The organism is Kouleothrix sp. 19917, assembly GCF_057073505.1.
The window spans coordinates 5,904,758-5,919,444 of record NZ_CP097099.1 but is presented as its reverse complement, the minus strand read 5'-3'; the positions used below and the strand labels follow the sequence as shown (position 1 = coordinate 5,919,444).

At 63.9% G+C, this 14,687-nt stretch carries 12 protein-coding genes; all 12 read left to right on the top strand.

Going from position 1 to position 14,687, the window contains the following annotated elements:
• The first annotated feature begins 2 nt into the window (after positions 1-2).
• Genes M1P90_RS23880 through M1P90_RS23825 form a run of 12 tightly spaced genes read left to right on the top strand, consistent with a single transcriptional unit; the run spans position 3 to position 14,674 of the window.
• The gene (locus tag M1P90_RS23880; RefSeq protein ID WP_483697988.1) at positions 3-368 is read left to right on the top strand and encodes a phage tail assembly protein; all 366 of its coding nucleotides are present in this window, start codon (positions 3-5) and stop codon (positions 366-368) included.
• Positions 314-532: a DUF6760 family protein gene (locus tag M1P90_RS23875; RefSeq protein WP_483697987.1), complete on the top strand. Its 219-nt coding sequence runs from the start codon at positions 314-316 to the stop codon at positions 530-532. Before M1P90_RS23880 ends, M1P90_RS23875 begins: the two co-directional genes overlap by 55 nt.
• Positions 533-539: 7 nt before the next feature.
• Positions 540-971, top strand: a complete 432-nt coding sequence (locus tag M1P90_RS23870) for a phage tail protein (RefSeq protein ID WP_483697986.1) — start codon at positions 540-542, stop codon at positions 969-971.
• An 8-nt stretch (positions 972-979) separates the two neighbouring features.
• Positions 980-3,151 carry a hypothetical protein gene (locus tag M1P90_RS23865; protein WP_483697984.1) on the top strand — a complete coding sequence of 724 codons (2,172 nt, stop codon included), beginning with the start codon at positions 980-982 and terminating at the stop codon, positions 3,149-3,151.
• 30 nt (positions 3,152-3,181) lie between these two features.
• Positions 3,182-3,853: a CIS tube protein gene (locus tag M1P90_RS23860; protein ID WP_483697982.1), complete on the top strand. Its 672-nt coding sequence runs from the start codon at positions 3,182-3,184 to the stop codon at positions 3,851-3,853.
• 11 nt (positions 3,854-3,864) lie between these two features.
• A complete protein-coding gene (locus tag M1P90_RS23855) occupies positions 3,865-5,604 on the top strand; it encodes a VgrG-related protein (RefSeq protein WP_483697980.1) in 1,740 nt (579 codons plus the stop codon).
• A gap of 11 nt (positions 5,605-5,615) precedes the next feature.
• Complete coding sequence (locus M1P90_RS23850) at positions 5,616-5,909, top strand: PAAR domain-containing protein (RefSeq protein WP_483697978.1); 294 nt, start codon at positions 5,616-5,618, stop codon at positions 5,907-5,909.
• Between the two features lie 2 nt (positions 5,910-5,911).
• Positions 5,912-6,316, top strand: coding sequence for a GPW/gp25 family protein (locus tag M1P90_RS23845; protein WP_483697977.1), 405 nt, complete (start codon positions 5,912-5,914; stop codon positions 6,314-6,316).
• The gene (locus tag M1P90_RS23840) at positions 6,317-8,359 is read left to right on the top strand and encodes a putative baseplate assembly protein (RefSeq protein ID WP_483697975.1); all 2,043 of its coding nucleotides are present in this window, start codon (positions 6,317-6,319) and stop codon (positions 8,357-8,359) included.
• 4 nt (positions 8,360-8,363) lie between these two features.
• Positions 8,364-9,407 carry an FHA domain-containing protein gene (locus M1P90_RS23835; RefSeq protein ID WP_483697974.1) on the top strand — a complete coding sequence of 348 codons (1,044 nt, stop codon included), beginning with the start codon at positions 8,364-8,366 and terminating at the stop codon, positions 9,405-9,407.
• 9 nt (positions 9,408-9,416) lie between these two features.
• Positions 9,417-11,735: an FHA domain-containing protein gene (locus tag M1P90_RS23830; protein WP_483697972.1), complete on the top strand. Its 2,319-nt coding sequence runs from the start codon at positions 9,417-9,419 to the stop codon at positions 11,733-11,735.
• A 29-nt stretch (positions 11,736-11,764) separates the two neighbouring features.
• On the top strand, positions 11,765-14,674 hold the full coding sequence (locus M1P90_RS23825) for an FHA domain-containing protein (RefSeq protein WP_483697971.1): 2,910 nt from the start codon (positions 11,765-11,767) through the stop codon (positions 14,672-14,674).
• The last annotated feature ends 13 nt before the right edge of the window (positions 14,675-14,687 follow it).

Below are 14,687 nucleotides of genomic sequence, written 5' to 3'. Positions count from 1 at the left end.
CCATGGCTCTTCAGACAGAGTTCGAATTTACCCTGCCGCGCGGCTATGTCGATCGCGAGGGCACGCTGCACCGCCACGGCCGCATGCGCCTCGCAACCGCGCTCGACGAGATCACGCCCATGCGCGACCCGCGCGTGCGCTCGAATCAGGCCTACCTTGTCATCATCCTGCTGGCGCGGGTGATCACCGAGCTGGGCGAGCTTTCCGACGTCAACCCCGGCGTAGTCGAGGGCTTGTTCTCGGCCGATCTGGCCTACCTGCAGGATTTCTACCGACGCATCAACGAAACCGGCACCAGCGCGGTCGAGGTGGTATGCCCCGATTGCAGCGGCCATTTCGAGATCGACATGGGCCGCCTGGGGGGGTAATTGGCTACCCGCTCGAGCGGCTGTACGAGGAGGTAGCCTACATCGCGTACCACTTCCACTGGTCGCCCGACGCGATTCTCGCCCTTGAGCATCGCGAGCGGCAAGCCTGGGCCGCGCAGATTGCCGCGATCAACCGGCGACTGAACGAAGCGCTTGAAACGTGAGGACGGCATGACAAACCCTTCGCCAGTGTATACGGCCTACCGCTTCTGGGTGGAGTTTAAGGATGTCACCGAGGGCGCGTTTAGCGAATGCAGCGGGCTGCAAATCGAGAACGAGATTTTTGAGTGGGAAGAAGGCGGCTGGAACGACCACAAGCACCGCCTGCTTGGCCGGCGCAAATACAGCAATATTGTGCTCAAGCGCGGGGTGGTGAGTAAAGAATTACTCGATTGGTACCAGAAATTTCGGCTTGGCCAGGAATTTACGCGCATCACCCTGTCGATCATTTTGCACGGCTATGCCGGCAGCCCCGAGCTGCGCTGGAGTGTCAAGGAAGCGCTGCCGGTGAAGTGGGTTGGGCCGACCTTCAAAAGCGGTTCGACCGAGGTGGCGCTGGAAACGCTGGAGCTGGCGCATCACGGGATTGAGTTCACGAAATAGGTGCGAGAATGGCCGTGCCCGACCTGACAATGCCAATATTGTCGCCGGTGTTTGCGCAGCGCAGCGCCGCCGCCGAGCGCCTGATGACGTTTGCCACTGGCCCGCTGGCGCATAGCCGGCCGCCGGCCAGCCACGCGCTGAGCAGGCAAATATCGCGGCGGCTGAGTGTCGCCGGCGCGCCGGGCGTGCTGGCCGGGCAGATTGCGCAGCGCTACGCGCCAGGCGAGCACGCGGCTGCGCCGATCGACTTGCTGCTGCCTTTTGCGCCGCGCCCGCACCAGCCGGCCACGGCGCGCTGGGCCGGCCCGCGCTGGCCGACCACACCGCTGCAGCGCGCCAGCGCGGAGCCGAATGCGCCCGCGATGCCAGCGGCCAGCGCGCTGCAGCACGACCTGGCTGGAGCTGGCTGGGGCGACGCGCAGCCGCAGCAGGGCGGGCACGATCTACCCATGCCTCCGCCGCCCGCCGGTGGCTCCGCGCTGCCACTCGCGCAGCGCCTGCCCGATCAACAGGCGGCGCCTGCCGCCACGCCTGCCCAGCCAACGACTCTGCGCCGCGTGCCGGCTGTGGCGCAAAGAAGCGAAAAAGTGCCGCGCAGCGCCGATACTGCGCTTCACATTCAGGTGGAACAGCCCGAGGCAACGGCGGCGCAGCCACTTTCAGACGCACCTGCGCCTGCCAAAATTGCCCGCGCCGCCGAGCCAGAAGCTGCCACCACGCCATTTGTGCGCGAAACCAGCGCGCCCGAAGCCAGTGCCAATGCCGCGCCACATGGCCAAGAACAGGCAATGCCCGGAGCACCCGCAGAGCTGTTGGCGTCGGGCCAGCTTCTGCCCGCCAGCCCAACGACCCTGGCGCGCACCGCCGAGCTGACCCTGCGGCCAGCGACCCTGCGCCCAACCGCGCTGGTGAGCATGCGCGTGGCCGATCCATTGGCGCGCATGGGTTTTGCGCCAGCCAGCGGGCCAGATGCACCTGCCACGGCTGCGCCGAGCCTTGCCCGGTCGGTTGCAGACACAGCAACGCTGCATGGGTTGCTTGCGCCAGCGATGCCCGGGCAAGCGGGTGCAGTGGTGGCTCGCACGAGCGCGCCGCTTGCGCTGGAAGAAGCGCCTGACACGCCGGAGACCCAACAAGCTAGTGCAGCCGAATCGCCGGTGCTGAGCGACGCAGCTTCACGGGATTTGGCCGTTTCGGAAGCGACGACCGACACCGGCGCGGCGCAGCCGGCCATTGCGCGCATGCCTGAATTGCCAGCCAGCGCGGGCCTGCCTGCTGCGCCCGCAACGAGCGACGCGCTGGCGGGGGAACTGCCGCTGCGCCGCGTCACGATCGTTCCGGTTGCGGCCGCAGTGCGGAGCGTGCCGGGCGCGTTTGCCGCGCGCGTGGTGCAGCGTGTATTGAGCGGCAATCGCCCATCGCCCGCAGCGGCGAGTGGCGACGTTTCACGCTTGCCTGAGTTAGGCGATAGCTGGATAGCCCAAACGGCGCAGCCGATACTGCCGCGAAATGGTGCCCGGAATATTGCTTTTGCCCAGCCCGGCGCGATTTCGGGCGAGCTCCCAATTGCTGCACAACGCAGCTTCTTCGCCTCAGCGGGCGGCGATACGGCGCCGGGCGGCTGGCCCGCAGCAGAAACACGCCCAAGCCCCGATATTGCGCGGCAGGCAGCGCCGGGCGAAGCAGAAGAAGCTACCGATATCAGTTCGGCCTGGCCGCAGCCACCAGCCTGGTCTGCGCCTGAAGCGCATGGCGCGGCGGGTGCTGGCCCTGAATGGCCCGCGTTCGCCCGGCCCGGCACGCCAGTTGCGCGAACCGCCGTTTCGGCGCAGGCCCAGCGCATGCCAGATCGCGCGGGCAGTTTTGGCAGCCTGGCGCTGGCCGTGCAGCGCAGCACCAGCGCGCCCGAAGCAGGATATCCGCAATCGTCTGGCGGCGAATTGGATCTCGCCACGCCGGCCGCGCTGGTGGCGCAACACACTGCTGCCCTAGTGCAGCGCCAGGCCGAGCCCGCGCCCGACAGCCAGCCGCCGCCGGCAGGGAATGGACCACGCGGCAGCGCGCCGGCGCAGGCAGGCGCACCGCCCAGCCCGCAGCAGGTCGAGCAGATCGCCAACCAGGTCTACGACCACCTGCGCCGACGCCTGCTGATCGACCGCGAGCGGCGCGGGTTGTGGTAGGCGAAAGATATTGCATTGTGAGGAATAGCGATGGAAAAAGCAGTCATTATCAATAAAGACACTGGCGAGCGTGTACCGTGCATGTTCAACCCAAAAGAATACACATTCAGCAAACAAAATAAATGGTCGGAAAAAACCGCCAAAGGCAAGAATGTATCGCATCTTGAGTTTGGTGGCGGCGACGCTGCTTCGCTGAAATTGCAACTCTTCTTCGATACCACCGAACCACAAACATTTGGAGGATCGCCGCTGAAAGCTGGCGACGACGTGCGTAAATGCACCAAAGGCCTGTGGGAAATGATGAAAGTGAACAAAAATAAAGTAAACCCTGACACGAAAAAAGGCGAGCCGCCGCATTGTACCTTCAAATGGGGCGAAATGTGGGCATTCGAGGCGGTGATCGATAGTATTTCGCAAAAATTCGTTTTATTCAAGGAAGATGGAACGCCGCTGCGCGCAATTCTCGATGTTTCGTTTCGGCAGGTGCGCGACGAAGGCCAGTACCCGCGCACGAATCCCACATCCGGCGGCATGCCCGACGAGCGCCTGCGCATCGTGCAGCAGGGCGACCGCCTGTCGCTGATTGCCTACGAAGAGTTTGGCGATGCCCGCCACTGGCGCTACCTGGCCGACCTGAACCAGCTCGACGACCCGCTGGCGCTGCGCGTGGGCCAGGTGCTGCTGATCAAGCCATTGAAGTAGCGGAGGCGACCATGACCGAGCCGAAAAGTCGGATTGGCCAGTTTTTCATTGAAGTGGGTGGCCGCACCGTTGCGCCCGAGGTGATGGATCAGCTCGATGATGCGCTGGTGGAAGATGACCTTGAGCAGCCGGCCATGTTTGCCCTGCGCTTCAACGACCCGCAGCTCAACCTGATGAATGGCGAAACCTTCCGCCTGGGCAGTGAGGTGAAGCTTGCGGCCGCCAACCCGGCCGGCGAGCGCCAGCCGCTGCTGATTGGCGAGGTGACGGCGCTGGAGCCGCGCTTCGAGCAGAACCATATCACGCTCACGGTGCGCGGCTACGACCGCGCCCACCGCCTGCGCCGCAGCAGCAGGGTGCGCACCTTCCTCAAGCAGGGCGACGACGACATTGTGCGCCAGATCGCGCGCGAAAACGGCCTGCGCGCCGATGTTGAGTCGCCTGGCACGCGCTACGAGTATATGGTGCAGCACAACCAGACCGACTTCGACTTTTTGCGCGAGCGCGCCGCCCGAATTGGCTACCAGATGAGCGTGGAAGATCGCACCCTGCGCTTCCGCCGCGCCGAACAGTCGCCGCCCGCCGCCAAGGCGCAGGAATGGGGCATAACACTGCTCTCATTCCAGGTGCGGCTTAGCGCCGTAGCCCAGGCCGACGAAGTGCAGGTGCGCGGCTGGGACCCGCAGCTCAAGCAGGCGATTGTTGGCACGGCCAAGCGCCCGGCGCACGCCACGGCGGTTGGCGGCCCAAAGAATGGCGGCGAGGCTGCCCAGCAGGCTTTTGGCGCGCCTGCCGCCCTGATCGTCACCGACTTGCCGGTTGGCACGCAGGCCGAGGCCGAATTGTATGCCCAGGCGCTGCTCGACGAGCACACCGGCGATTATCTTACTGCCGAGGGCCGCGCGCTTGGCGAGCCGACCCTGCGCGCTGGCAGCACCGTGGCGATCGAAAACCTGGGCAAACAGTTCAAAGGGCGCTATTTCATCACGGCCACGCGCCACGAGTACACCGCGCACGACGGCTACATGACGACCTTCTACGCCAGTGGGCGCCGCCCAACCAGCCTGTTCGCCAGCCTGCAAACCGAGCAGGCGCGCGCCGCCGCTGCCGGCGTGGTAATCGGCCTGGTGACGAATATCAACGACCCCGACAAGCTCGGCCGCGTGCGCGTCACCTTCCCCTGGCTCAGCGAGCAGCACGAAACCGACTGGGTGCGTGTGGCGCAGGCCGGCGCGGGCGCGGGACGTGGCTGGCAGATTGTGCCCGAGGTGGACGACGAGGTGCTGCTGGCCTTTGAGCAGGGCGATGTCAACCGCCCGTATGTGCTGGGCGGCCTGTGGAACGGCAAAGATCAGCCGCCGCTGGAGGCAGTGCAGGCGGGCAAGGTGCAGAAGCGCACGCTCACCACGCGCGCCGGCCACAGCATCACCCTCTGCGACGACGACGGCGCGGGCAAGATCGAGATTAAAAGCGCCAAACACACTGTCACGCTCGACGATGCGGGTACCGGGAAGGTTGAGATCAAAACTGCCAGGCACACCGTCACGCTCGACGACGCGGGAGCAGGAAAAATTACCTTTGAGTCGGGCGGCGATATAGAGCTGAAAGGCACGGGCGGCGCGCTCAGCATCAGCGCGCAGGGCGTCGAGCTGCGCTCGCAATCGTCGCTAAAGGTGCAGGCCAGCGCCATGCTCGACGTTCAGGCGTCGGGCGTGCTCAACATCAAAGGCTCGATGGTCAATATTAACTAAAAGGAACGTCTATGCCACCTGCTGCACGCGTTACCGATCAGCACGTTTGCCCGGCAGTGACGGGCTTGGTGCCCCATGTTGGCGGGCCGCTGCTGCCACCCGGCGTGCCAACTGTGCTGATCGGCGGGATGCCCGCCGCCGTGGTTGGCACCATGGCCTTTTGCGCGGGCGGCCCAGCCACGGTGATGAAAGGCAGCGCCACCGTGATGATTGGCGGCATGCCGGCGGCGCGCCTGCTCGACCCAACCGCGCATGGCGGAATGATCACCGGGCCGGGCTGCCCAACCGTGAATATTGGAGGCTAGCCATGCGCAGTGTCGACGCAATTATTGGCGTGGGCTGGGCCTTCCCAATCGATATCGACGAGCGCGGCGGGCTGCGGCGCGTGCGCGGCGACGACGAGATTGCCGAGGCGATCTTCCAGATTTTAAGCACGCCAGTGGGCCAGCGCGTGATGCGCCCCGAGTTTGGCAGCCGCCTGCACGAGCTGGTATTCGCGCCCATGAACGCCGGCACTTTCAGCGACGCGCGCCACTACACCGAAGAAGCGCTTGGCTACTGGGAGCCACGCATCGACGTTGAAGACATTCTGGTGCAGCCCGCGCCCGGTGCCGGGCACCAGCTGCTGATCACAATTCACTACCGCATCAAGGCCACGCACGACGAACGGTCGCTTGTGTATCCGTTCTATACCATTCCGCCGGAGACCTAGATGCCATTACCACTTGCAAATCTCGATACGCGCCATTTTCAGGATCTGGTTGACGAGGCCAAGCGGCGCATTCCGCAATACTGCCCGGAATGGACTGACCACAACGTCAGCGACCCCGGCATCACGCTGATCGAGCTGTTTGCGCACATGATGGAATCGCTGCTGTTCCAGCTCAATCGCGTGCCCGAAAAGAACTATGTCGCCTTTATGAACCTGCTGGGCATGCAGCTCGAGCCGCCGGTTGCCGCCACCACCACGCTGACCTTCTGGCTTTCGACGCCGAGCAAGCCGGGCGACGATCCGGTGCCGATCCCGCGCGACACGATTGTGGAAGCCGATCGCTGGCTGGCACTGCGCGGAGGAAATAGCCAGGAAGCTGCGCTCGTGACAGCAGAGGGTGGGTCGCCAGCGGTGGAAATTCGCTTCAGCACCGACCGCGACTTCGCCGTGTTTGCTACCATCGCAGAGCCAATTTTCCTGGTACAGCCCGCCAGCGGTAAGTTTGAAAATAAAAGCCAGAATAATGCGAGTAGCGGCGCAATTCCACTCTTCGCGGCAACCCCGCTCGTCGATGATGCGTTTTATATAGGCGATCCAAGTGATATCAGCGCGCATATTCTTGAGCTGACACTGCACCTGAAGGGTGCCGGCGGCACCGGCGTGCGCCCCGAGCGCCCGCCCCTGCGCTGGGAAGCCTGGTGCGGCGATACCAAACAGTGGCAGCCAGCCGTGGTTGAAAGCGACAGCACCAAAGCATTGAACCAGGACGGCAAGATCGTTCTGTACCTGCCCGACGAGATGCAGCCACGTGAGCTTGCCCGCAAAACTGCCTACTGGCTGCGCTGTGTGTATTTGGGGCCTAGCGCTGAACGCCCAGGCTACTCGGCTTCGCCCGAGGTCTACACCATTCGCACGGCATCGCTTGGTGGCAGCGTGCCCGCCACCCACTCCACTACCATCAAGCGCGAAATTTTAGGCACAAGCACAGGCGACCCCGGCCAGATCTTCCGGCTGGAATATGCCCCAGTGCTTGCGCGCCGCCCGGAAGAGCATATTGAAGTGCAAAACCCTGCCGATGGCAGCTGGGAACCATGGCAGGAAGTTAGCGATTTCGGCACGTCGCGCGCGAGCGACCAGCACTACACGCTCGATAGCGTGAGCGGCGAAGTGCGCTTTGGCCCACTGATCCGCGAGCCATCCGGGCGCGAGCGGCAGTTTGGCGCCCGGCCCGATGCGCGCGGCGTGGTGTGCATGACCAGCTACCGCACTGGCGGCGGCGTGGTGGGCAATGTGGGCAAGCACACCATCACCCTGCTGAAAACCGCCGTCAAGCGCATCGATCGCGTCACCAACCGCTTCGATGTCGATAACGGCCTCGATGCCGAAACACTCGAACACGCCAAATTGCGCGCCCCACGCGAGCTGCGCAGCAGTTCGCGCGCCGTGGTGGCCGATGATTTCGAGCATTTTGCGCGCAAGGCATCGCGCTATGTTGCGCGCGCCCGCTGCATCCAGCCGCGCGCAATGGCCAGCGCCAGCGGTTCGCGCGGCAGCGGCCCGCAGCCCGGCACTGTGCGCGTGCTGATCGTGCCAAGCGTGAATGCCCCGGCGCGCCAGCTTTCCGCGCAGGAGCTGGCGCTTACGCCCGAGCTGAGCAAAACCGTGCAGGAGTACCTCGACGAGCGGCGATTGCTGACCGTCTTCGTGTCGGTTGAAGCGCCGCGCTACATTCCGGTGCGCGTCAGAGTGCAAATTCGCCCCGACCGCGCAGTTGATTCCACCCAGCTCGCCCAAAGCGTCGAGCAGCGACTGAATACCTACCTGAACCCGCTGGTTGGCGGCCCCGACGGGCAGGGCTGGCCCTTTGGCCGCACGCTCAACCTGGCGCAGCTGATTGGGCAGCTGCAAACACTGCCGGGTATTCGCGAGCTTGGCGACGTGCAGCTTTTTGCCGGCGACGACCCAAAGGCGCAAATTAGCATTGCCCTGGCCGAAGACGAGCTGCTGATGTCGGGCCAGCATGAAATCACACTGATCGGGTAAAGCGATGGCAACGAACCACGGCTATTTGATCTACCAGCAGGATGGCAAGGAAGAGCGCTTCCCACTGCGCATCGGCAGCTACGCCATCGGCAGCGCTTCGAGCAACGAGCTGGTGCTCAAAGCCGAGGGTGTGTCGCGCGAGCATGCGCGCATCTACTGCACGCCCGATGGCTGCCAGATCCGCAACCTGAGCAGCACCAACGGCACCGTGCTGAACAACACGCGCCTGCAAACCGACGAGCCGGTGCCGCTGCGCCACGGCGACGAAATCCGGCTGGGGCGGGCGGTGCTGCGCTACGAGGCGGCCGCTTCCCAGGCATTGGAATGGCCCGCGCCGGCATCGGCACAGCCGCCAGCAGTGCCGCCAAAAACACCAGCCACGCCAACGCCGCCCAGGCCGCCAGCCCCGCCGCGCCCGCAGCCCGGCCCGCCGCCTGCGAGTAAACCTGTTGCGCTGCCACGGCCGCCCCAGCAGCGCGATACCGACAACAGATATCCGCTGCGCGATCTGGCTGCCCCACGGCGCGGGCACCTGAGCCGCTATATGCCCTACCTGCCCGGGCACTACCAGGCCGGCCCCGAAAACTTTCTGAATCGCTTCCTGCTGATCTTTGAGTCCTTGCTTGCGCCAGTTGAGCGAACAATCGGCCAGTTCTACTACGTGCTTAACCCGCTTACTACACCTAACGAACTGATGCAATGGCTGGCGACCTGGCTGAGCCTGGTGCTCAACGAGAACTGGGATACGCTTGCGCGCCGCACCCTCATGCGCCGGGCAGCCGAGCTGTATCGCCTGCGCGGCACACGCAAAGGGCTAAGCGAGTACCTGAAAATCTACACTGGCGTGGAACCACTGATTGTCGAGCGCTGGCAGAAGATTCCAATCCCAAGCTATGCCGCGCTGCCCGAGCATGTGTTTTTAGTGATCGTTCCTGAAGATCCGAAAAATTTCGAGCGCTCTTTCATTGAAGCAATTATCGATAGCGAAAAGCCAGCCCATACCAGCTATTATCTTGAGTTTGCCGCACCAAACACCAAGAAAAGCTAGTGAGCGCATATGAGCTTTGGAACACTCTTAATTATCACCAGTGCCGGAACCTCGCAGGAAGCGGAAATTGCGCGCCCAACAATTACGGTTGGCAGCGCGGCCGATTGCGACATTGTGCTGAAGGACTCACTCGCCGCTGCCGTCCATGCGCAGATCGCCAGCGATGCGCGTGGCAGCGAGTTTATGCTGCTGGTCGATTCGTCTGCGACGCGCGTAGATGGCCGATCCGTCACGCGCGGGCAGATAGTGGCGCTCAAGCCAATCAGCCGCATTTTCATTGGCGAAACCAGCCTGGTGTTTCAGCGCACGATTGCCCCTGCGCCACGCGCCCCGGGCGTCACGCCGCGCCTGAATGTGGCCCCCACGCAGGTCGTCGCGCCAGTTCTGCCAGCCATTCCTGCGCAGGACGCTCCGGCCGATACCGGCCCGCAAATCGAAATGACACTGAAAGAGCGCCCGCCCAGCGAGATCGTGAAAACCGACCAGTCGATCTCCTACGTGGTCGAGGTGCTCAACCGCTCGCAGCTTGTTGACGCGGCGCTGCTCAGTGTCGAAGGTATACCAACCAACTGGGTCACGATTTTGCCGCTGCGCCGCCAGCTGCATATCGGGCAGGCCGGCCAGTTCGAGCTGCGAGTGCGCCCGCCGCGCGCCGCCGCCAGCGTGGCCGAAACCTATCCCCTGCGCATTGTGGCGCGCTTCGATACGCAAAAAAGCATCAGCACCAGCGACGAGCGGCTGATCGAAGTCGAGCCCTTCGACGATTTCAAGATCGAGCCGCTCGACCCCGAAAGCCGGCGGGCCTGGCGCAATGGGAGCTACCTGTTCACCATTCGCAACGACAGCAACCACCCGCAGTTCTTCACCCTGCGCGGCCGCGAGCGCGAGCGCGCAATCGATTTCGCGTTCGTACCGCCGAGCGTGACGCTGGGGCCGGGCCGCCGCCAGGAAGTGCAGGTGCTGGCCAGCTTCGCGCGCGAGCACCGCCGCCTGTTTGGCGACCGCAAAGACTACAACTTTGTGGTGGATGCCGCGCCTGAGCAGGCAACCGGCACCGCCACCGGGCGTCTGGCCGATCAGAGCGCCAAGCCGGCGCTGCGCGTTTCGGGCACGCTTACGCAGCAGCCGCCGCTGAGCCAGTGGGTGAGCTTGCTGGCCCTGGGCTTTACGCTGCTTTCGTGCCTGTGCGTAGTGCTGGCCATGGTGCTTGCCCGTTTTGCACCAGACCTGTACAACCGCTCGATCGCGCCCGTGGTTGGGGCCGTGCTGCCCGAGGCCGCAACCCCCTCTCTCACGCCCGCGCTTCCTGCCCTTGCCCCAACAGAGCCACCGCCGCCAACGCTGGTGCCGCCCACCCCGCCGCCCACGCAGGATGTCGAGGCTGCGTTCGCGCCGCGCAAAACCGAGCTAGCCAATGAGCTGAACGCCAAGAAGACCGAAATCGCCGGCCAGAGCGACGACCAGAAAACTGCGCTGGCGCTGCAATATTCGATCACTGCCACTGTGCTCGCTATCGGCCAGGCACAAGCTTCCACCAGCGCAGCGCAAACCAGCGCCGCGCAGCTGGCCGAGCAGCAAACGCAGTTCAGCCAGACGCAGACCGCCGCCAGCCTGTATGCCACGCAGACGCAGATGGCCATCCCAACCAGCACGCCCACGCCAACACCATCGCAAACGCCCATTCCGTCGGATACGCCAACCTTCACTGCTACGCCGCGCGCCGATACCGAAGTTGGCTTTGACAGCATTCAGGGCACGCCCGTGGCTGCGCGCACCGAACTGAGCGGCAACGAATATCTGAGTAATGGCGTGTCGATCTGCTTCTTTGGCCTGGAAGAGCCGACGGACAGCGCATACCCAATTGGAGTGAATAATGCGGAAGTTGCGCGCTGCCGGCCGCCGCAGAACACGAGCTCCAGCGGGCTGCTGCAGGCATATTCGCCAGTAGTGTATCCGGCCTTCCCAACGCAGCAGGTGGTCAATTCAACCGCGCCGTTCATCACCGCCGACCAGGGCCAGAATGAGTTCCGCGACAACCTCTTCGGCGTGATTACTCTGCTTGAAGATGCAACCGATGTGCGGATCAATATTTACCATGCCGGCCCGGCAACGATGACCTACCACGTCGATGCGCTTGATGCGAGTGGCGCGGTGGTCGGCACCGCCGAGCAGGCTCTGGGCGTGCCCGGGCCATACACCCTGAGCGTTACCGCGCCACAGGCCATCCGACAGGTCATTATTTCTGGCCAGCAGATCCAGGGCCGAACTGCGTTCCTGCAAGGCCCATTGCTGATTACCAAGGTTGAAGTGAACCATCGCCGCCGCTAACAACCCATGAAGATAACGACGAGGCGCTTATGTTGTTTGGCGAAGTACAAGTGAGTTACGCGGATGGGCGTGAGGACAAATTGCCGCTCACAAAGGCTACGGTGCGCATTGGCCGTTCGGCCGAAGGCAATGATATTGTGCTGGACGATTTGCAGGTTTCGCGCCACCACGCCGAGCTTCAGTGCGGGCGGCACAGCATCCATGTGATGGATCTGTCGAGCGCGAATGGCGTGTGGATGGGCGGCGAACGCATTCTGCCCATGCAGCCCCGCCCACTCGAAAATGGCGCAGCGTTCACGATTGGGCGGGTGCAGCTGGTGCTGCTTTCGGCGCGGCAGGATGGCTTATACAACCGCGATATCAGCGTCATGAGCAGCCCGGCAGGCACGCGCGTTATTCCCCCCGACATGCCCGGCAATGGCGTGAGTGTGGCAGAAGCGCCGCCGCTGCTTGAGCGGGCCGTGCCCGAAAGCGTGCCACCAGCAGCTGCGCCAGTTGCGCAGCCGGAACCTGCTGCCCTGCCAGAGCCCGCCGCCAGCTTCACCACCGCGCCAGGCATTTTGATGACATTAGAGCCGGCCGACATCGAGGTGGTGCCGGGCGAGCCTGCTGAGTTTACAGTTCAAATCACGAATCGCACCGATCTCGTCGATCCCACGGTGCTGATGCTCGAAGGAGTGCCGCAGGAATGGGTCACCATCACGCCAGCGGCGCTGATCGACGAGCACGGCCAGCGCCAGCAGCAATATACCCTCATGCCTTCGGGCGACATTTCGCTGATGCCCAACCAAATCGGCGAGCTGAAGGTTGCTATCTGCCCGCCGCCCGAACCAGGCAGTCTGGCCGGCGATTACCCATGCACATTGCGCGCCCGGCTGACACAGCAAAGCGATGTCATGGAGGTAGCCGCAACCACGATAACAGTGCTGCCATTCGTGAAGCTGATCACCAACCTCAGCCCGACAGATTCTACTGCGCGCTTCCGCAAAAACTACACCATCAAGGCAAACAACCTGGGCAACGCGCCGGTGCTGCTCGATATGCGCGCCCACGATAGCAAGGAACTGCTGAATTTTACGTTTCAGCCGCCCAACCCTGAGCTTGCGCCTGGCGCGCAGCTGCCCGTCAACCTGCTTGTTCAGCCGCGCAAGGGGCAGTGGTTTGGCCAGCGCGAACATTATAATTTCACAATTGCGCTGGCCCCGCACGGTGTTGCCCAGCAGGAAAATAAGCATCAGGGCACGCTGGCCCTGCGCTGGCTGCCGCTCTGGCCTTTCGTGCTGCTGCCATTGCTCCTGCTGGCGCTGCTGCTGCTCCAGCCAATTGTCGATCTGCTGCGCCCGGTGCCGCCGAACACTTTTCTCCAGCAGGGGCCGCTCACCGAAACGCTGCAGCTGAATGGCCAGATCGTGCCGGCGGCGGTGCTGCCGATTGCCTTCGAGCGCGAGGGCGTGGTTGAAGCTATTTTGCCCGCTGGTACGCTGGTGAAGCAGGGCGACGAGCTGGCGCACCTGCGCTACTACGAGCAGTTGCGGGCAATTCGCGCCGCCGAAGACGCCCTGAAAGATGCCCAGGCCGCGCTCGACCAGGCACGCAGGCAGAATGAGCTTGCCCAGGCCGAAGCAAAAATTGCGCTCGAAAAGGCCCAGGCCGATGCGGCACGAATCGCGCCCGGCGGCGCCGACGACCCGGCCCGCAAGGCGCAGCGCGAGCTCGACGCCGCCCAGCGCGCCGCTGAGGCCGGCGGGGCCGATCAGGCGCTGGCGGTGAAAAAAGCCGAAGCACAGTGGGCCGATGCCCGGCGCGCGCTGGATGAAGCCCAGCAAAAATACAGCCGCGCCAGCTGGGAATGGATCTATGTGCAGAAGTATGGCACCGACCCGAATTTCGTCTCGCAAAAGCAGAATACGACCCAGGCTGATGGCACTAGCGGTAACAGCACACAAACCGAAGCTCCGCAGCTGAACGAGGTGCAGCGCCAGGCGTTTATCGACAAGCTCAACACCGCAGCGCGCGCGATTACTACAACGCAGGATCTGCTCAATGTGGCCGAGCAAACACTGGAGCGCGCCAACACCGCCCAGTTCGTCACGTTCAAAGCCTCGAACGACAGCGTGCAAACCGCACAGGAACAGCTCGACGCGCTGAAGGGTGGCAACAGCACCGCCGAGCAGAGCGCCGCCAAAAGCGCGCTCGATGCCGCGCAGCTCAAGCTCGAAACGCTGCAATCGCCCGACCTGAGTGCGCAGCTCAAAGCCGTTTCCGACGCAGCCCGCGCCCTCGACGATGCGCGCGCCAAGCTCGCGCAGGGGCGCATCCTCGCGCCGGCCGATGGCCGGGTGCTCAGCACAGCGGTTATTACGGGCGGCATGGCGCAGGCGCAAGCGCCGATCATCCAGCTCGCCAGCCCCGATAGCGTCGAGGTTGGGGCCGATCTTTCGGCGGCGCAGATGCAGCAGCTTGCCCCTGGCCAGAAGGTGAGCATTGATGCGAAGACCAGCAACAGCACCTCCGCAAGCGCAACACTACGCCAGATCGCGGCGGCCCCGTTAGCCAGCGGCACTGCCACCAGCGACACACCGGCCAGTGCCCGCTTCACGCTCGACAGGCCAGGGCTGTTCACTGGCGCGGCTGGCAGCGTGGTCGATATTTCTGCCAATATCACACTCGTCGCCAACACAACTTCGATCCCGGTCGGCTATCTCGTGAACAGCGGCGAGGTGCCTAAAGTCTGGGTGCGCAGCGTAACCAACCTGTGGGTTGCGAAAATCCCGCACGACCGGCTGGTGCCGGTGCATGTGGGCAAGCGCACTGCCACACAGGTGGAAATACTGCCCGAGCAAGGGCAGACATTCTGCACAGCACGCCCCGATATAAGCACGAATCGTAATCTTGACAACACATGCTGGCTGATTATTGCCCCGCCGAACGGCTCGTAGCAGCCAAGTTTTA